Genomic DNA, 17,378 nt, shown 5'->3' on the forward strand with positions numbered 1-17,378 from the left:
ATGCAGACGACATTTACCGAAGAACAGCTAAAGGACCCGGCGACCCAGCGCGCGAATGAAATTCTGCGCAGCTGTGTTCATTGCGGGTTCTGTACTGCCACCTGCCCCACCTATCAGGTACTGGGCGACGAACTCGACAGCCCGCGCGGACGTATCTATCTGATCAAGGACATGCTTGAGAATGAGCGTGTGCCGGATGAAAAAACGGTACGACACATCGATCGTTGTCTGTCCTGCCTGGCCTGTATGACAACTTGTCCGTCCGGCGTGCATTACATGCATCTGGTTGATCACGCGCGGGACTATATCGAACAGAATTACAATCGCCCCTTCAGTGATCGTGCGCTGCGCTGGATACTGGCGCAAATTCTGCCCTACCCGACACGATTCCGCTGGGCGCTACTAGGGGCGAAACTGGGTCGCCCGCTTCGTTTCCTCATGCCGGATGCGCGGCTGCGGGCGATGTTAGATATGGCGCCCAAGCATATCCCTCCGGTCAGCCGAAATGACGACCCGCAAAGCTTTGTGTCCAAGGGACCGCGCAAGAAACGCGTGGCTTTGATGACGGGCTGTGCGCAAAAGGCGCTGAACACCGATATCAACGACGCAACCATTCGCCTGCTGACCCGGTTGGGGTGTGAGGTTGTGGTTGCCAAAGGAGCCGGGTGCTGTGGCGCGCTGACCCATCACATGGGCAAGACCGGCGACAGTCACAAAGCGGCCCAAGCCAATATAAAGGCCTGGACGGCCGAGATGGATGGCGGTGGGTTGGACGCCATTGTTATCAACACCTCGGGTTGCGGCACGACGGTCAAGGATTACGGGCACATGTTCCGAAACGATCCGCTGGCGGAAGGCGCCGCGCGGGTGGCGGATATCGCGATGGATGTCAGCGAATTGCTGATGCTTCTGGACCTTCCCGAAGGTACGAACCAGAACTTGACTGTTGCCTATCACGCGGCATGTTCTCTGCAGCATGGGCAACAGATCAAAACTCATCCCAAGACTTTGTTGAAAAAGGCTGGATTCACCGTATTAGAGCCTGCTGACAGCCATTTGTGCTGTGGCAGCGCTGGTACGTATAACCTGATGCAGCCGGAAATCTCGGGCCAGTTGAAGCAGCGCAAAGTGAAAACGCTTGAGGCGAAGAGACCGGACATGATCGCGGCTGGCAATATTGGTTGCATGATGCAAATCGGCTCGGGCACAGATATTCCGGTTTTGCACACGGTTGAATTGTTGGACTGGGCCACCGGTGGCCCCAAACCACGGGCCTTGCAACCGGGTGATGGGGCAAAGATTCCGATCCTCAGATAAGCCCGGTTGATGCAGCGGCGCATCAGTTTTCGGACGAAACCAAACCCGGCACGGCTGCCCTATTTTTGCCCCACCACGACCGTAGGAAGGTGATCCAACAGCAACGCCGGAGAACCGCTTGCAAAACTGGATCAGGGCTTTAGCGCTGGCATTGATGCCGATAGCGGCCGCGGCGCAGGATAGTGGGCTAAAAAGCCTGGATACCACCGATGCCGGGCGGGCGTGGATGGCCGTTGGCCGTCTGGATATAAACGGATCGGGGTTTTGCACGGGTACGCTGATCTCACCTACTTTGGTGCTGACCGCCGCGCATTGCCTGTACGACAAAACAACCGGTCAGCGGATCGATCTGTCCGGGGTCGAGTTTTTGGCCGCGTGGCGTCTGGGCCGCGCGTCCGCCTATCGTGCGGCGCGGCAGGCGGTGGTGCATCCGGACTATCGCTATGACAACGAAACTTCGACGGCACGGTTGCGCAATGACATTGCACTGATCGAGCTGTGGCAACCCATTCGCAACACCACTGTGATCCCGTTCGAAACCGGCGATCGCCCCCGTCGTGGGGAAGAGGTGGGCGTTGTCTCGTACGGGCAGGACAGGGCCGAAGCCCCGGCGCTGCAAGAGGTCTGCTCGGTCATGACCCGCCGGTCAGAAGTTCTGGTGATGTCCTGCGATGTCGAGTTCGGCTCTTCGGGCGCGCCGGTTTTTTCCTTTGAGGGTGACCGCCCGCGCATCGTGTCCGTGGTGGCTGCCAAGGCCGAGTTGAACGGCCAGCGCGTTGCCGTCGGTACCCCGGTCGAAGGGTCGCTGCGCCTGTTGCAAGCTGAACTGTCGGCTGGGCGCGGGTTTCTGGCTGCGCCCCCTGAGGGTACATCCAAAAGAAACATTGGCGCGAGGTTCATCAAGCCATGATACGAATTCTGCTGGGCACATTGTTATGCTTGTCTGTCTTGTCGACCGCATCCCATGCGCAAACCGCAAAACGCAAGCTGACGGATCGTGACGACCTTTATGGCTGGGAGGCGGTGGGCCGCCTGGATATCGGCAATAAGGGCTTTTGCACCGGCACGCTGATTGCACGGGATCTGGTTCTGACGGCGGCTCATTGTGCGTTGGATAAGGCCACCGGCCGGCCCTATAAACCCGGAGAAGTGACGTTTCGTGCTGGATTGAGCAACGGTAACTCTCTAGCCGACCGCAAAGTCATCCAGATCGCCACCCATCCGGATTTTGTGGCCAATGCGCCGGTCTCGGCACCGCGAGTTCGCATCGATGTGGCGCTGATGCGTCTGGATGCCCCGGTCCCGCACGGCGTCGCCGATCCGTTTGCGTTGTACGAGGGGCGGATCAACGACAACGAGATCAGCGTTGCATCCTACGGGCAAGGCCGATCCGAGGCGATTACTCGCCAGCGTTCGTGCAGCATCCTTCAACGCGGTCGCGGGCTGATCAGCTTTGACTGTGACGTAACCTTTGGGTCTTCGGGGTCGGCCATTCTGGCAAAAAAGGGACCGCGCTGGCAGATTCTGTCGGTTGTATCCGCGGGTGGTTTTGATGGTCGGCGCAAGGTCGGGTATGGCATGGAACTGTCTGGGATCGTTTCTGATTTGAAAGCTGACCTGCGCCGAGATGCACCCCAGCCCAAGGCCAAGATCCGCCGGTTGCAGGTGGGGTCGGACAAGTCCAGTTCCGGTGCCAAATTCATCTCATCCGACGGGTCTTGAACTCGTTCGAAATGCTCCCCATGTGAATTGTACCGGGTCGCCGTGAACGGGGCCTGGCATACTCAATCGCCCGTCCGAACGGAGGGCAAATCGTAGATCGCTCAGATATGAGGATATGACACATGCGTACTTTTGATTTTGCACCGCTGCACCGCGCAACCATTGGTTTCGACCAGATCGCAGACATGATGGACCGCGTTCTGACCAATGACGTGGCTCAGCCCAGCTATCCGCCTTACAACATCGAAAAAACCGATGCCGACACCTATCGCATTTCGGTCGCTGTCGCCGGTTTTTCGGAAAATGACCTGTCGGTCGAAGTGAAGGAAAACGCGCTGATCGTCGCCGGTAAGAAAGCCGCCGAAGACCAAGAGCGCAGCTATCTGCACCGTGGCATCGCCACCCGCGCGTTCGAGCGCCGCTTTGCACTGGCCGACCACGTGCGTGTTACTGGCGCGAACCACGAAAACGGCATGCTGAACATCGACCTGAAGCGCGAGGTGCCCGAGGCCCTGAAACCGCGCCGAATCGAGATCGCATCGGCCAATGCCATTGAAAAGGATGTGGTCGACGCCAAAGCCGTGAACTAAGGCGGTAGACCCACACGCCGCGGCGGTCTCCTCCTCTCTGGGCCGCCGCACCATGCGCCCCGCGTTCCTCCAGACGCGGGGCGTTGTTTGTAAGCTCGCTAGTGGCCGCTATGCGGACAAAACTGCTGTTGCTAGTTTCGGTTCCCGCCAACTAGGGTGAAATAGGCTGTCTCTTAGTCGCTGTAGTTGAGATACTTAATGACTGACCTTTGGAAGACTAACGATCATCCGACTGTTGTTTGGGCTAACGGCAGCGAGAATTGGCAAACCAAGCGGATTCAGACCATCAATCAAAGCTTGTTGGTCGTGGACATAGCTGCCGCAACAAAGGCCTCTGAACCAGAAAGCGTTGGCGGAATTGACGGCGTATATCCCCTTAAAATCAAGCCCGAAAGCGATGAGTTGCGCTTAAGCTTTTATGACTTCGTTGCGTATTCGGTGACTGCTGAAATGCTTGCTCAACAAGGCGATCAAGAAATTTCGGTCGGGGGTTGGCTTCGAGTTTTCTCGAAATCATTTTACTTGGAGTTTGTGGAACGAAGTACTTGGGCGACATCAGAATTTCCCGGAGATTTGATACACTATCAGATCAACACGCTTGACCATACGATTGATGTCGTAACTTCGAACCCTCCTGAAATTCTCAAATCTATTTAATGAAGCGAGGTATATAAGGGCTCAAAACAGACATTAATAGAAAAGTCCCACAAATAATTTCGCGGAACCGACCCCAAGCAGGGGTCGAAAGTTGGTTCCTTCGGTCACCGACCCAATCGACCAGAACAGAGTATTGCTGAGGCGCGGGCGGCACCGCCCACTGAAGTATGGTGATGCTTTGGATGCGCTTTTTTTGTGGCAAGCGCATCCAAATATGGGATATCGACGGATCAGACCGACATGCAGATGTATTTCATCTCAAGATAGTCTTCCATGCCGTGATGGCTGCCTTCGCGACCCAGGCCGGATTGTTTGACGCCGCCGAACGGGCCCAGCTCGGTTGAGATGATGCCGGTGTTCACGCCCACGATGCCGTATTCCAGCGCCTCGGCCACTTTGTAGACGCGGCTCAGGTCCTTGGCATAGAAATAGGAAGCCAGACCAAAGATCGTGTCATTGGCCATGGCGATGACATCATCCTCGTCCTCGAACTTGAACAGAGGGGCCAGCGGGCCAAAGGTCTCCTCTTGCGCGACCTTCATGTCCTGCGTCACGCCGGTGACGATGGTGGGCTGAAAGAAGGTACCGCCCAGATCATGCGGCAGGCCGCCGGTCAGGATAACGCCGCCTTTTTCCGTGGCATCGGCGATGTGTTCGCGCACCTTGGCGACGGCCTCGTCACTGATCAGCGGGCCGGTGGTGATACCCTGGTTCAGGCCGTCGCCGACGTGCAGGGCCTCGGTTGCGGCTTTCAGCTTGGCCGCGAATTCGTCGTATACACCGGCCTGCACATAGATGCGGTTGGCGCAGACACAGGTCTGGCCGTTGTTGCGGAACTTGCACATCATCGCGCCTTCGACGGCCGCATCCAGATCGGCGTCGTCGAATACAATGAAAGGTGCATTGCCGCCCAGCTCCATCGAACATTTCATGACCTGATCGGCGGCCTGACGCAGCAGGATGCGCCCCACCTCGGTCGAGCCTGTAAAGGTCAGCTTGCGCACGCCGGGGTTTTCGCAGAACTCTTTGCCGATCTCGCTGGCCTGAGACGAGGGCACAACGTTGAACACGCCGGCAGGTACGCCCGCCTGTTCCGCCAGCAGCGCCAGCACCAGCGCTGACAACGGCGTTTCCGTCGCCGGACGGGCCACAAAGGCGCAACCTGCGGCCAGCGCCGGGGCCGCCTTGCGTGTGATCATTGCGTTAGGGAAATTCCACGGAGTGATCGAAGCCGCCACACCGATGGGCTGTTTCAGCACGGTGATCCGCTTGTCGCGCTGATGGCCGGGGATGGTCTCGCCATACACACGCTTGGCCTCTTCGCCGAAGAATTCGATGAACGAGGCACCATAGGCAATTTCACCCACGGCTTCAGCCAGCGGCTTGCCCTGTTCGGCGGTCAGGATCTTGCCCAGATCCTCGGCGTTTTCCATCATCAGGTCGAACCAGCGGCGCAGGATTGCAGCGCGTTCTTTGCCGGTCAGCTTGGCCCATTCTTTTTGCGCAGCCTCGGCCTGAGCGATGGCGCCTGCCACCTGCGCCCGGCTGACATCGGCAACCTCGGCCACCACATCCCCGCGGGCCGGGTTGGTCACCGCAAGGGTGCCATTGTCGCCATCCACCCACTGACCGCCAATATAGGCTTTGGTCACCAGCAGGTCAGGGTTTTTCAGAAGGGATTTCAGATCGGTTGTCGCGTCCAGCATGGGTCAGCCTCCGGCAGAAAATTGGTTCAACGCACCCAATCAGGTGGGGTCGGGAATGTCTATGTCCACTATCGCCAGCGGGTCAATCCAGATTTGATCAAATAACCTTCAGTTCAAGGCCGTGCATCACGCCTATCTTTTTCAGGCTGAGTTTGTAAAAGTCTGGAGGAAATTTGGACCCAAGGGGATGTAAACACCCGTAACATTCCCTATCTTATTGGGTAAATAAAGAAAAAAGGGATAGCAGAGATGTCGAACCATCAATTTGATGCCTTGATCGAAGAGACTCAGGCGAAAGTCCGTGAAAGCCAATCACAGATCGAAGGGCTGACATCGCGGATTGAGGCCGCCCGCGCCAAGATCGGCACCACCGAGGCGGATATCGACATCGAAAATGCCACGCTTGAGGATGTGCACGCCCATACTGAGGTGATGAACGCCAATATCGCCGAGCTGATCATGGGTCTGGACGATGTGACCAACGCGTTTTCCAAGGATTTCGACGAGATGCGATCGAAAACCGGGTGGGAATCGTTTGTCGGCATCTTTGCCAAAGCCAAATCCGAGTCGATGCGGCAGGAGCGCATGCGCACCGCCAATATCGACGACAAGCTGCAGGACCTGATCGCCAAATCCGACGTGATCGTCAAGCTGCTGGAAGGGCAGTTGTCGGTGTTGGAGGAGCAGCGGGTAAAGGTTGAGGACAACCTGACCGTCACTCTGGACGACCGCGAGGCGACCGTGGCCGAACTGGAAGCCTTGCGCGCTGAAATTCAGGGCATGGACCCGGCCATCATCACGCTGGAAAACAAGATCAGCGTCGAACAGGACGCCGCCGCGCGGACCCAGCTGGAAACCGAACTGGCTGAGATGAACAAGCAATACAACGCCAAGGTTCAGGAAGAGCAGGTCAAGCTGGCCAAGTCCCAGACGCTTGAGCGCTATATCGAAAAGGGCAAGACCTGGGTCGATTCCCTGCAGAACCAGGCGGCGACGCAGATGGTGCTGATCAACAAGCTGCAAACAGACACGCAACAGCGCGTGGTGCTGTATGACGCCCTGACCAAATCGCTGAAAACCGCGCAGCAGCAGGACGTGGCCCACCGCATCAACGAGATCGGCGTGCAGACCGACCAAGAGGCGCAAACCGCCATGGCCGCCATCGGCACCGCGACCAACCAGAAGATGGCCGACATGCTTGAGGCGCATGAGGACCACATGGTCTTTGCCCGCGACGTGCTGGAGAAAAAGGCCAAGGCGGATGAACGCTTTGCCCGTCGGTTCGCGTCGATTGTCGAGAAGCATGATAAGAACTTGTATGGGGGGTGAGGCGCTTCAGTGACGTTCCGTTCCAAAGGCAAGCCAAAAGGAATACGCTACAGGTTCAGGATAGGGATTCTCTTTGTTGTCTTTGGTGGGTTCCTAACTTTGCTTCTTCTGACAGCTGATTGGACCCCGGATTCTTTGATAGCTAAACTTATATTGATAGCGGGTGTTCTATTGATGACATTCTGCTTTTGCGTTCTGTTTGCCAACGGTCTGATCAAACTTGAACAGCTTGATCAGAAGTTGTTCGGCCGCCGACAAAGAAAAGAGCGCGTGGATAATGACTAACCCCACCCAAGACCATGTCGGCCTGACCGACACCTTCGCCTCGCGCCGCTATTTCCGCAAATTTGAGGTAATCACCGTCCATCTCCTTCGTGTGGCTGCGACGATGGAGGCCGAGGGCGCGATCAGCAAGCAAGAGGTGCGGATCGTGTCGCGCTACCTCTCGGGGCTGCTCTACACGTTCCGTGCGCTCAGCATGAAGTACCTGCTGGTCGGGCGCGATACGGGGCGTTTTTTTGGCAGCCTTGCGATGGACAAGCGCGACAGCGGGTTTCCCGTGGCGGCGGAGTTGCTGACCATGGCCAACGACGCGCAGCAGGCGCAAGTACATCTGGCAAATATGCCCTCAGAGGACGACCTGAAAACCGACATGGTGCGCACCATCATCAGCGAACAGGAAATCCCCACCAAGCTGCAATTCGCACTGTCCCAAAGGCTCTATTACGAGGAATTGCTGAAAGGTCAGCTGTTCTGGTCCCGCAACGATCCTGAATGCCACTGGATCGGGAATGAAGGCGAGCGGCGCAAGTTCATGATCCACTGGGCGGTCTATGACAGCCAGATCAACCTGCCGGTTATCTATCTAATGCAGTTGGAGGACAGTGGCAAAACCGCCCTGCCGAAGGATCAGCGTCGCTGGCCCGAAGTTCAGGCGCATCTGATGGCACAATCTCTGGGCGGGTTAAAGCTGGTGACCATCGCCAAGGGCTTCGATCAGGATTTTGATGACCTGCACCCCAAACACCTGCGCCGCATCCACGTGGGCCCGATGTATTCCTCGGCCTATACGGAGCAATCCGGGCCACTGCGGCAGGTGCTGGAAGACGCGCAGGCGCCCGAAGGTCAGGACTGGGCGCTGGCCTGGACCACTGAAGAATTGGAGAGCGAAGACGTGATCGAAGAACGCGCCGGGTGGTTTTCCACCGTCGAACGTGAGGTGTTCGCTTTGGACCCGTTCGGCGGGCAGGGGGCCGAGACCGGTGCCACAAGCACGCAGCGATCCATCATCCTGCCCCAGCGCCCGTTCCAGGTGCTGGCCGAGCGCAACCCGCCGGGATTTGCCGACGTGCGCAAGTTCGTCGTTAGCAAGACCGGGCAGGTGTTGAGATATTGAGGATTTCGCCTTCGGCGAGAGTATTTTTGAAAAGATGAAGCAAGGGCGGTGTTGAGATGAATTTGACGTCTGATCAGATGGAATTGCGTGAAGCGGATATACGCAAACATTATCCGGCGGCGACCGCCTTGCTGAATGGGTTTGAACACGCGCCGCGGATTGCGAAGGCGGTTGATGCGACGGTCGAGCGTTCACCGGGTGTGTCCACGGGGCGGCGGTTTCGGTCCACGACCCCTGGTCTAGTGACAAGGCGTACTGTGCGGGCCGACGGGGTGCATCTGGTTGAACGGATCGAAGCTTCGGATGATGGCGATGCGCTGGTCTCGCCGCCGCAGGCCACTACGCAGCAGGCAATCCGCCGTGCGGTTGCCATTGCGCTGGCGGTGGCTGAAGCCTATGCCGAACAGACACCGCTGGCAGACCTGAAACGCGCGAACCTTGCGGGCGATTTGCCCGCCGCGCGCAAGACCGAGTTTTCGGAATTGCTGACAGCTGAGGCGCTGATCACCTCGCATACTTTCGGCAATGCCTTAGCCTATCTGATGTCCTCGCATCTTGGCGAAACCACTGCTGATATTGGTGAGATCGAAGAGGTCTTGACCGACAACGGTCAACTCGCCTTGCATGGCGCATTGTGGGAACTGGACCAGATGCTGGCCAAACATGCCCCTGACGATGCCTATCTGATCGCGGCCACCAGCGCCTATGCCGAACAGCTAATGGAAAAAGCCGCCCTGCGCGCGCAATCTGCTGGTCATCTGGCCCCCTTCCACAACGCCGTCTGGCATATCGAGGCCGATGATCTGACGATCCGAGGGTTTGAACCCGCCTCGAAGGCCAAATCCACCACCCTGACCATGACGTTCAAGAAACCGAACGAAGTGGTTGGCAACCACATCGCCAAGTATCAGGCGATGAAGCTGGCCAAGATGGTGATGGCCTATGACTTCGACCGCCGCCTGAACCCGTTTGCCGAACTGGGTGGGTTCATCTTTACTTTCATGGGCGACGGCAAACCGGGCACCGGCAAGACCACTCTGATCCAGATGATGGCCGGGCTGATCAATGACTACTGTCAGAACGCAGGCTATCCGTTCCGCTATCAGAACCTGAGCACCGACAATATCGACAGCTATCAGGGCAAATCCGGTCAGAACGCCAAGGCGTTTATCAACACGATCATCGACCCCTCAGTCATTGGGTTTGGCACCATCGACGATATCGACCAACTGGCGGGCAAGCGCGGTGACCGGCAGTCGTCAGCTGGGCAACTGGAAATTACCGCCGTATTGATGGAGAGCTTTGCCGGCGCCAACACCGTTGTACGCGGTAACTGCACTTTCGGCATGTTCTCGAACTACCCCGAGAATGTAGACGACGCCCTGCGCCAGCGTGCGGGCGCGCGGTTTCTGGTGGACGGGCCGCAGACGCGCGAGGATTACATCGACATCCTGCACCTGCTGATGGGCCGCAACCACGACATCCCGCTGGGCGAACACGAAGCCTATGCCGCGCAGGAGATCAAAAAGGCCGTCGCCGCCAGTTTCGAAAGCCACTCTCGCCCGCATGAGGCCGCCTTGCTGCAGGTCTATGACCGGGTGTCCAGCGATATCGGCCAGATGGACACGATCGCCAAGCTGGGCACCTACCTCAAGGCGATCCAGCAGGCGGATGAGCGTTTCACCGGTCGCGCGATCAAGAACATCACCGATGCGGTCAAGGTCCGCGCGATGGATTTCGAACTGCCCGACGAATGGATGGAAAACCCCGACCTGTTCCTGTTCCGCGACTACGACACCAAGAAGGCGATGATTGAGGACCTACGCCAGCCGATCACGGTCGAGATGGTGATACAAGAGATCAACCGCTACGCCGACAGCGAATTCCGCTATGCCGACAAGAGCGACGAGGTCGCCATCGAGAACGCGGTGCGTGAGATGGGCCGGATGGAAGAGGCCAAGCGGCGGTATCTGGAGGAGAAGGGGTGAATAGTAAGACAACCGAACGTTTCTGGCGAAGCGCTAACCCAGTCATGTGGGGAGTTATCGCAACTATATTAGTGGTTGCGCTGGGCTCGTTTGTGTTTCTTCAGCCAGTTTGCCAGCCAAATTTTTGGGTTGGCCAAACCTGCCAAAACGGAAAGTGGGCAAGTTTCTTAAACTCTCCTCCTAACGAAGTTGGAGACACTCTTGCTGGGTTTGCCGGGGCATTGGCCTTTGTTTGGTTGATTACTACTGTTTGGTTACAGTCGCAGGAATTATCGGAGCAAAGGCAAGAATTGGAAGAGCAACGCATTGCCACGCAAAAAATGGCAGATGCTCAAATTGATCAATTTAAACTGATCTCTAGTCAACAAGAGGATAAAAACCAAGAAGCAGTTTTATTGGGGGTGAAACGTCGTTTTGACGCTCTTCACAGAGAAACGATCAGCTATTTTGTGCGTCACAAAAAACCACCTCATACGCTAACCCAGTTTGGTTTGGTGCCACGTGAAGAAATAAATGAATTAGCTGAGTACTACTGGGCACTGAATTCATGCCTTGAAAAGGCAGTACGGTTTTTTAGAGATGGGCGAGTAGATTTAAGGACCAGCATAGACAACGGCTTTGGCAGCCAAAAAACACAGTTGCTTGAAGTAGTTTGGTACTTCGATGGCCTTCTTGAAAACTACGATAAAATCTCACTTGCAGGAAAAATGTATCGTAGTGACTTAAAAGTAGAGCACTCGGCACTGCTGCTGAAGGAAGTGATTTCGCTTGTATTGGACGGAAATGAGGACGAGCAATGATCCGCCTCATCAAAAAAGGCCTGATGTTCGGCAACCTCGTCCACATTTCCAGCCCGGCTCTGGTCGAGCGGTATAACCGCGCGCTGCAGCATCTGGCGGGCAGGACCACGGCGCTGACGGATTTCCATGTCGATATCTCGGGCTATTCGCCCGAGGTGGGGATTGAGCTGGAGGATGAGCTCTACCTCAACCCCAACGGCGTCAACCGGCAGTTCATCCTGCTGACGACCGAACAGAAACGCGCGCCGCTGCTGAATGTCAAATTCTCAACCTCGCGCGATATTCTGCGCGAATTTATCGAGATGAACGAGGCGCAGCTGTTCGCCCTGACCGCCACCGATGCGGTGGCCGGGGAGATGGTGAACTCGGTCATCAAGCTCACCTCGCCGCGTGACCTACTGAACATCAAAAAGATCGAGATCGAGGCCGACACTGCAGGCGGCACCCTGCGCAAGGCGCAGCAGCTGGCGGGCATGGTCGAACAGTTCAAAACCGAAGAGGATGCATGGTTCGATGACGTTCTGATCGCCAGGATGATTGAAACCGCCAAGGAAACCGGTGATGTCACCCGCAACCCCGTTCGCCTGCGCCACACCGCGTTTGAGCAACGCAACTTCTGGACGGCGCATTTCGGCGGGCTCTATCTGTTTCCTGATCTGGACCACCCGGCGGCGATCTGTATGGGCAAAAAGCCCGAGGATCTGAAGATCAAATACACGTTCGAGCCGTCGCAGCGAAATCAGATCGCCAAGTTTCTTGACTATAACGACTTGGTCGAACCAATCGTCAAAGCGCGGGGCGTGGATGCTACCGCGATCCTGCAGCAAAAGATGGATTTCCTGACCGTCGACGCGGCGGCGGATGCGGGCGTTGACCTGACGGGGCTGGATCGTGGCGACATGCGGCGGCTGGCCCGTAATCACGCAGACCGCCTGCCCGAGGCTTATCACGGTTTGGGCCAATTACTGCGCTGGGCGAAGGATGGTGGTCCGTGGCCGCGCATCACCTCGGACCATCCGGCCTATTTCTACACGTTGCGGGCCACCGATACGCCGAACCGTGATCTGGTGAACATGCTGCTGGCTGAGCTGGCCCCGCTGGACCCGCGCCAAATGTTCATCTGCCACAAAGAACTGTTTTACAACACCTATGCCGGTTGGCCCGAGACCAAGAAAGCCTATGTTGCCGACTTTCTTGCGCGCGAGTATCAGGTGGACAAGGCGGGCGCCCGCGCTGCGCTGTTCGGGCATGAACCGGACATGAGCGGCAGTGACCGGATTAGCGATGACATCATCGCACGCGTTGGTCCCTGGGGCGCAGTTGGGAGGAATTGAATGCTTGTCGCAATCCGTTTTCTAATTCCACTGCTGATCATTCTGACCGTGATCTATGTCGGGCTGTCGATCTATTCCCGCCTCGTCCGTCGGCGTAAGTTGATCGCGCATTGGGAAAAAAAAGGGCTGCACGGTGATCGAGAGGCTTTTCTCGAGCGGGGAATGCGGCAATATGACAAATCGTTCCGCAAGAAACTGCTGCTGGGTGTCTATGTCATCCCGCTTGGGGCCATTGCCCTGCTGATCTATATTACTAATTTCAAATGAGGGCCGGATAGATGGTCTATGTCAAATGGGTATTCATCATCGTGTTTTGGGGGCTTGTTGCCTCGGTGCTGGAATACACCTTGCCACAGCAAGATGTGGTGCGGATCGTAAAAACCGAGGTGCGGCGCGTCGATTTTGGTGAGAACTCGATCTTCTGGGCACAGCAAGATACAGGCCAAGAGGGCGCGCAGACTGTCAACCGAGATGTGCGATTTGTGGAGACCTTCCGCCCGAACGGGAAACCGCGCGTTTATCGCAATGAGGATACCGGCTGGGGCTGGCCGCCCTATTTCAAACTCGACAGTTCGAACCTACAGGCGGAACTGACCAATCTCGTGTCGACTGCGGATAACCCGCAATGGGTGGTTTTGCGCCATTATGGTTGGCGCAATCAGCTTATGTCGATCTTTCCCAATGTGGTCTCGGTGCGCCCGGTGGACAGCCCTGATGTGCGGCTGATCCCATGGTTCAACATCATCTTTCTGACGGTTTTCTTTGCCATCGTCTGGGCTATTTGGGTGCGCTGGCGTCGGTTCCGGCAACGCCGTATCGACCCGATGCTTGAGAATATGGAAGATGGGATTTATGCCGCCGGTGATGCGATCGAAGAAAAGCGCAACGGGTTCCGCCGCTGGCTTGATAGCTGGAAATCCAAGTGATGGCGGGCATCTGATCCCGCCACCTGCTCGGTTCTGTTTGCTTATCGAACTACAAACTCAGCGTGCAATGCCCCGGCGGCCTTGATCGTTTTCAGTATGTCGATCATGTCGCGGGGCGACACGCCCAGCGCATTCAGCCCGGCCACAACCTCGGACAGGGTAGTTGCCTCGGGGATTTCGGCCAACCCAGTGCCCTCTTCTTCTTCGATACCGGCGAAAGTGCGGGGGACCACAACCGTTTCGCCGCGGGCAAAAGGGTTAGGCTGAACTGCGATGGGGGATTCCTCGACTGTCAGGGTTAGATTGCCTTGTGATACCGCGACCCGTGAAATCCGAACCTCTTGCCCCATGACGATGGTCCCTGAGCGCTGATCGACCACGACGCGCGCTTTGGTTTCCGGTTCGACCAGAATGTTTTCGATCCGACCCAGCGCATGCGCGGTTGAAACCGACTGGGTTGCCGCAATGTTGAGTTCCACCGTACCGGAATCCCGCATAATCGCCACTGCGCGGTTGAATTCTGTGTTGATCGCATTCTCAATCCGGCTGGCGGTGGTGAAGTCCGGCTCGCGCAGGGCAAGGCGCATTTGCGTTAAGGTTGACAGGTCAAAATCGATCTCACGCTCAACCCGTGCGCCCGAGGGGATCACGCCGGAGGTCGGCACTCCCTGAACAACCGAAGCAGCCTCGCCCTCAGCCACGGCGCCACCGGCCAGAACCGTGCCTTGCGCCACAGCATAGATTTGCCCATCGGCCGCGTTGAGCGGTGTCATGATCAGGGTGCCACCCAACAGGCTTTTGGAATCACCAATGGCCGACACCGTCACGTCGATCTGCCCGCCGACCCGCGCAAAAGGCGGCAGGCTGGTGGTCACCAACACAGCCGCTACGTTTTTAGGGCGAAAATCTTCGCCATTCACGTTGACGCCCAGCCGTTCCAGGATGTTCGACATAATCTCTTCGGTGAAGGGTGAATTGCGCAGCCCGTCGCCAGTTCCGTTCAGCCCGACAACCAGGCCATAGCCGACCAGATCATTGCCCCGTACCCCGTCAAAATCCACAAGATCCTTCAGGCGTATCGTGCCAGCGAACGCGATCCCGGGCAGCAACATCAGTAGGAAAACAAAAAGCTTCATCTTAGGAAATTCACCAGCGACAGGTTCGCATTGCGAACGGTGACGGAATACAGGCTCTCCAACTGGAACTGGACAGTCTGCAACTGTGCGGCGGTTTCATAGGGGTCCGCAGCGATCAACTTGTTCCTGCTGAATTCAAGGCTGGTCTGCGCGGCGCTGTTGCGCGTGGCCGCCTGTTCGATCCGAGCCTCTGCTGAACCGACCTGAGCGCGCAAGTTCACCACATCGTTCTGGGTGTTGGCCAGATCGACGCCCAACTGTGTAAACAGGGCAGTGCGCTGATCACGCGGCAAGTTCAGAGCATTGTCAGAGACCAACGCCGCAACGGCAATATCTCGTATCGCATCCTTGATCGCGGGGTCGGTGGCTGTGATCGGGATCGTGATGCTTTCATTCTCGGATATCTGCATCGGTGCCAACGCATTGCCCGAGCCCTGGTAGATCACCGCGTCAAACCCGGCGGGGTCGTTGAACCAGTCTTCTGCCGCCTGTCTGATATCCGCTGTTGTGACGTATCCGCTCAGCTCCGTTTCAAGTGCGTTCAACAACGTGTCGGTTGACGGCAGGGGGGAGACATCAGTGGCCGCGCCGGAATACAGGCTGCGTCCACCAGCGCGGGTGTTCAGCGCTGATATGATCGTATCCAACTCGTTCCGGGCCTGAACCGATGCATTTTCATGGCTGACCGCCTGGTTTGACGTGCCGAAGGACAAAAGGGAGGAGGTCAACTCGGTCACGGACTCGTTAATCGTGGTCAAGCTCAGCTGCATGGCATCCGTGAACAGCCCAGCCTCAGCCGTCGATATCTGATAGGCGTCTAGACGCGATAGGCTGCGGTCCAGATCCAGCAGATGGGAATAGTCACCATCCAGACGTCCCGACACATCCTGAACCTTGCCGGTCGACATCTCATAAGACAGGGTTTCGATTTCGTTTCTGAGTTCGGTCGAGCGGGTCCGCAATGTCATGCCCCGCGCCAGATCGCCAATAGACGTCAAATTCATCATCAGAGCCTCAACAAGGTTTGCATCAATTCATCCACTACCGAGATGACCCGCGCGTTCGCGGCATAGGCCTGCTCGATCTCCATCAGGTTCTGCAATTCCTGGTCGGTATCCACGCCCTGCTCCGCCTCGATTCTGGCCATTTCCAGCTGCGCGCTGTTGGCAAAGGTCAGGCGCTGGCTGGCGGTATGAGCGTCCGATCCGGTTCTGGACATCAGCGACTCGGTCAGGTCCGAGGCGCGCATGTCCCCGGTGCCAAAGGGCGACCCCGCGACGGGCCGGGCATCGCTGAGAATGGCGCCAAAGGCTTGCAATTGCGTGGCATCGCCCGGATCGCCGGGGGCCACCGCACCAAGCCCGTCGCGCAAGCGCCAGCTGTCACCTCCAGTGTCGGGATCAACAATCGTGTTCAGGCTGATGCGCGAGGCCAGCCCCTCAGGCGCAGTGGCATCGAAGCGGTTGCCGGCATCCGTGAACAGACCGGGATCGGTAGGCAATGCGGTGGGGTCCAGACCGGGTGTTTCGAACCGTTCGATCATATCCCGCGCGACCGAGTCGAGATGAGCCTGTGCCTCAACCGCCAGCTCATCGCGGATTTCAAACTGCGCCATCAGCGCGCCGCCGCGTATCTGGGCGTTGTCTCCGCCGGTGCGCACCGGGTTTCCGTTCATCTCCAACCCCGACAGCAGCCCATTGCCCACCGTCATGTGGGGTTTGGTGTCGCCCGTGGTGGTAAAGGAAAATTCGGCAGCCGCGCCTTCCAGCAGGATCAGGCCACCGTCTGAGTACAGCGACACCTGGTCGTTCGCACGCGGAACCGCGTTCACCGGCACCAGCTCATTCACCTGATCTATCAACACCTGCCGCTGGTCCAGCAGGGCACCAATATCGCCACCCGCATGTTTGACCGACGGAATTTTGGCGTTCAGCTTCACGATATCCTTGAGGGTCTGGTTCAGGCTCTCTACCTGCTTTCCAATGGAGCGATCTGCGTCCGAGCGCAGCTGCCGAACGCCTTCGGACGCCGAATTGAGCGCGCTGGACAGATCATGGCCCGCGCGGGCCACCTGATCCAGTCGCTCAGAAGAATCTGGCAGGCTGGCAGCGGTGATCAGGCTGCTGTCGAACTCGGCCAACCGATTGGCAAGCGATGTGGGATCGTCAACCGTGCCAACGGCGCCCTCAACACTGGTTTGAAAGCTGGAAACTGCAAATTGGTAGGCCAGTTCCGCATCGGTGGTGCGACGGTTGGCGGTTAGAACCGGGTCCTGATTGCGAATAACGCCTACGGTGCGCACCCCGGTGCCCGAAATCACGTTTGTCGTCAGTTCCAGCGACCTGCGGGCATAGCCGGGCGTCCGCGCGTTGGCGATATTGTCCGACACGATCGAGGTGCCGCGGCTCGAGGCCGTCAGGCCGCTGACGGCGTTGTTGAATGCTGTCGACAAATTCATCAGACAGGCCCCCTTTCCG

16 protein-coding genes are annotated in these 17,378 nt (G+C 57.5%); 12 read left to right on the top strand and 4 right to left on the bottom strand.

The window, feature by feature from the left end:
• The 5 genes from glcF (at position 1) to ACR0AJ_RS18695 (ending at position 4,286) form a co-directional block, all read left to right on the top strand.
• Complete coding sequence (glcF, locus tag ACR0AJ_RS18675) at positions 1-1,317, top strand: glycolate oxidase subunit GlcF (protein WP_170351867.1); 1,317 nt, start codon at positions 1-3, stop codon at positions 1,315-1,317.
• 118 nt (positions 1,318-1,435) lie between these two features.
• Positions 1,436-2,227 (top strand): trypsin-like serine peptidase, encoded by a 792-nt coding sequence (locus tag ACR0AJ_RS18680; RefSeq protein WP_254428605.1) that lies wholly within the window; start codon positions 1,436-1,438, stop codon positions 2,225-2,227.
• Positions 2,224-3,039, top strand: a complete 816-nt coding sequence (locus ACR0AJ_RS18685) for a trypsin-like serine peptidase (protein WP_170351868.1) — start codon at positions 2,224-2,226, stop codon at positions 3,037-3,039. The genes ACR0AJ_RS18680 and ACR0AJ_RS18685 overlap by 4 nt, the downstream gene beginning before the upstream one ends.
• A 122-nt stretch (positions 3,040-3,161) precedes the next feature.
• Complete coding sequence (locus ACR0AJ_RS18690) at positions 3,162-3,629, top strand: Hsp20 family protein (protein ID WP_170351869.1); 468 nt, start codon at positions 3,162-3,164, stop codon at positions 3,627-3,629.
• A 198-nt stretch (positions 3,630-3,827) separates the two neighbouring features.
• The gene (locus ACR0AJ_RS18695) at positions 3,828-4,286 is read left to right on the top strand and encodes a hypothetical protein (protein WP_480741585.1); all 459 of its coding nucleotides are present in this window, start codon (positions 3,828-3,830) and stop codon (positions 4,284-4,286) included.
• 230 nt (positions 4,287-4,516) lie between these two features.
• Here the strand turns inward: ACR0AJ_RS18695 and ACR0AJ_RS18700 are convergent, their stop codons facing one another.
• A complete protein-coding gene (locus ACR0AJ_RS18700) occupies positions 4,517-5,992 on the bottom strand; it encodes an NAD-dependent succinate-semialdehyde dehydrogenase (RefSeq protein ID WP_170361865.1) in 1,476 nt (491 codons plus the stop codon).
• A 249-nt stretch (positions 5,993-6,241) separates the two neighbouring features.
• Here ACR0AJ_RS18700 and ACR0AJ_RS18705 point away from each other — a divergent pair, with 249 nt between their 5' ends.
• The 7 genes from ACR0AJ_RS18705 to ACR0AJ_RS18735 all read left to right on the top strand — a co-directional run bounded on the left by ACR0AJ_RS18705 (position 6,242) and on the right by ACR0AJ_RS18735 (position 13,765).
• Positions 6,242-7,321 carry a coiled-coil domain-containing protein gene (locus ACR0AJ_RS18705; RefSeq protein WP_170552297.1) on the top strand — a complete coding sequence of 360 codons (1,080 nt, stop codon included), beginning with the start codon at positions 6,242-6,244 and terminating at the stop codon, positions 7,319-7,321.
• A gap of 277 nt (positions 7,322-7,598) precedes the next feature.
• Complete coding sequence (locus ACR0AJ_RS18710) at positions 7,599-8,717, top strand: hypothetical protein (RefSeq protein WP_170552300.1); 1,119 nt, start codon at positions 7,599-7,601, stop codon at positions 8,715-8,717.
• Positions 8,718-8,773: 56 nt separating this feature from the next.
• Entirely contained in the window at positions 8,774-10,705 is a 1,932-nt protein-coding gene (locus ACR0AJ_RS18715; protein WP_480741588.1) for an AAA family ATPase, read from the top strand.
• Entirely contained in the window at positions 10,702-11,505 is an 804-nt protein-coding gene (locus ACR0AJ_RS18720; RefSeq protein ID WP_480741590.1) for a hypothetical protein, read from the top strand. The genes ACR0AJ_RS18715 and ACR0AJ_RS18720 overlap by 4 nt, the downstream gene beginning before the upstream one ends.
• Positions 11,502-12,839 (top strand): DUF6638 family protein, encoded by a 1,338-nt coding sequence (locus ACR0AJ_RS18725; protein ID WP_480741593.1) that lies wholly within the window; start codon positions 11,502-11,504, stop codon positions 12,837-12,839. The genes ACR0AJ_RS18720 and ACR0AJ_RS18725 overlap by 4 nt, the downstream gene beginning before the upstream one ends.
• Positions 12,840-13,106, top strand: a complete 267-nt coding sequence (locus ACR0AJ_RS18730) for a hypothetical protein (protein WP_480741595.1) — start codon at positions 12,840-12,842, stop codon at positions 13,104-13,106.
• Positions 13,107-13,117: 11 nt separating this feature from the next.
• Positions 13,118-13,765, top strand: coding sequence for a DUF1523 family protein (locus ACR0AJ_RS18735; protein ID WP_170351877.1), 648 nt, complete (start codon positions 13,118-13,120; stop codon positions 13,763-13,765).
• 41 nt (positions 13,766-13,806) lie between these two features.
• Here ACR0AJ_RS18735 and ACR0AJ_RS18740 read toward each other — a convergent pair whose 3' ends face one another.
• The 3 genes from ACR0AJ_RS18740 to flgK are packed head-to-tail and all read right to left on the bottom strand — an operon-like array spanning position 13,807 to position 17,359.
• Entirely contained in the window at positions 13,807-14,901 is a 1,095-nt protein-coding gene (locus ACR0AJ_RS18740; protein ID WP_170399425.1) for a flagellar basal body P-ring protein FlgI, read from the bottom strand.
• A complete protein-coding gene (locus ACR0AJ_RS18745) occupies positions 14,898-15,908 on the bottom strand; it encodes a flagellin (RefSeq protein ID WP_226689702.1) in 1,011 nt (336 codons plus the stop codon). Before ACR0AJ_RS18745 ends, ACR0AJ_RS18740 begins: the two co-directional genes overlap by 4 nt.
• Positions 15,908-17,359: a flagellar hook-associated protein FlgK gene (gene flgK, locus ACR0AJ_RS18750; protein ID WP_480741597.1), complete on the bottom strand. Its 1,452-nt coding sequence runs from the start codon at positions 17,357-17,359 to the stop codon at positions 15,908-15,910. The genes ACR0AJ_RS18745 and flgK overlap by 1 nt, the downstream gene beginning before the upstream one ends.
• Positions 17,360-17,378 lie beyond the last annotated feature (19 nt).

The sequence above is a fragment of the Ruegeria sp. CJ9 genome (genome assembly GCF_056536625.1).

Coding starts and splice junctions, on each gene's coding strand:
- ACR0AJ_RS18745 (WP_226689702.1), bottom strand. CDS start 15,908: ATGATGAATTTGACGTCTATTGGCGATCTGGCGCGGGGCATGACATTG.
- ACR0AJ_RS18725 (WP_480741593.1), top strand. CDS start 11,502: ATGATCCGCCTCATCAAAAAAGGCCTGATGTTCGGCAACCTCGTCCAC.
- glcF (WP_170351867.1), top strand. CDS start 1: ATGCAGACGACATTTACCGAAGAACAGCTAAAGGACCCGGCGACCCAG.
- ACR0AJ_RS18690 (WP_170351869.1), top strand. CDS start 3,162: ATGCGTACTTTTGATTTTGCACCGCTGCACCGCGCAACCATTGGTTTC.
- ACR0AJ_RS18715 (WP_480741588.1), top strand. CDS start 8,774: ATGAATTTGACGTCTGATCAGATGGAATTGCGTGAAGCGGATATACGC.
- ACR0AJ_RS18705 (WP_170552297.1), top strand. CDS start 6,242: ATGTCGAACCATCAATTTGATGCCTTGATCGAAGAGACTCAGGCGAAA.
- ACR0AJ_RS18740 (WP_170399425.1), bottom strand. CDS start 14,901: ATGAAGCTTTTTGTTTTCCTACTGATGTTGCTGCCCGGGATCGCGTTC.
- ACR0AJ_RS18710 (WP_170552300.1), top strand. CDS start 7,599: ATGACTAACCCCACCCAAGACCATGTCGGCCTGACCGACACCTTCGCC.
- flgK (WP_480741597.1), bottom strand. CDS start 17,359: ATGAATTTGTCGACAGCATTCAACAACGCCGTCAGCGGCCTGACGGCC.
- ACR0AJ_RS18685 (WP_170351868.1), top strand. CDS start 2,224: ATGATACGAATTCTGCTGGGCACATTGTTATGCTTGTCTGTCTTGTCG.
- ACR0AJ_RS18735 (WP_170351877.1), top strand. CDS start 13,118: ATGGTCTATGTCAAATGGGTATTCATCATCGTGTTTTGGGGGCTTGTT.
- ACR0AJ_RS18730 (WP_480741595.1), top strand. CDS start 12,840: ATGCTTGTCGCAATCCGTTTTCTAATTCCACTGCTGATCATTCTGACC.
- ACR0AJ_RS18700 (WP_170361865.1), bottom strand. CDS start 5,992: ATGCTGGACGCGACAACCGATCTGAAATCCCTTCTGAAAAACCCTGAC.
- ACR0AJ_RS18695 (WP_480741585.1), top strand. CDS start 3,828: ATGACTGACCTTTGGAAGACTAACGATCATCCGACTGTTGTTTGGGCT.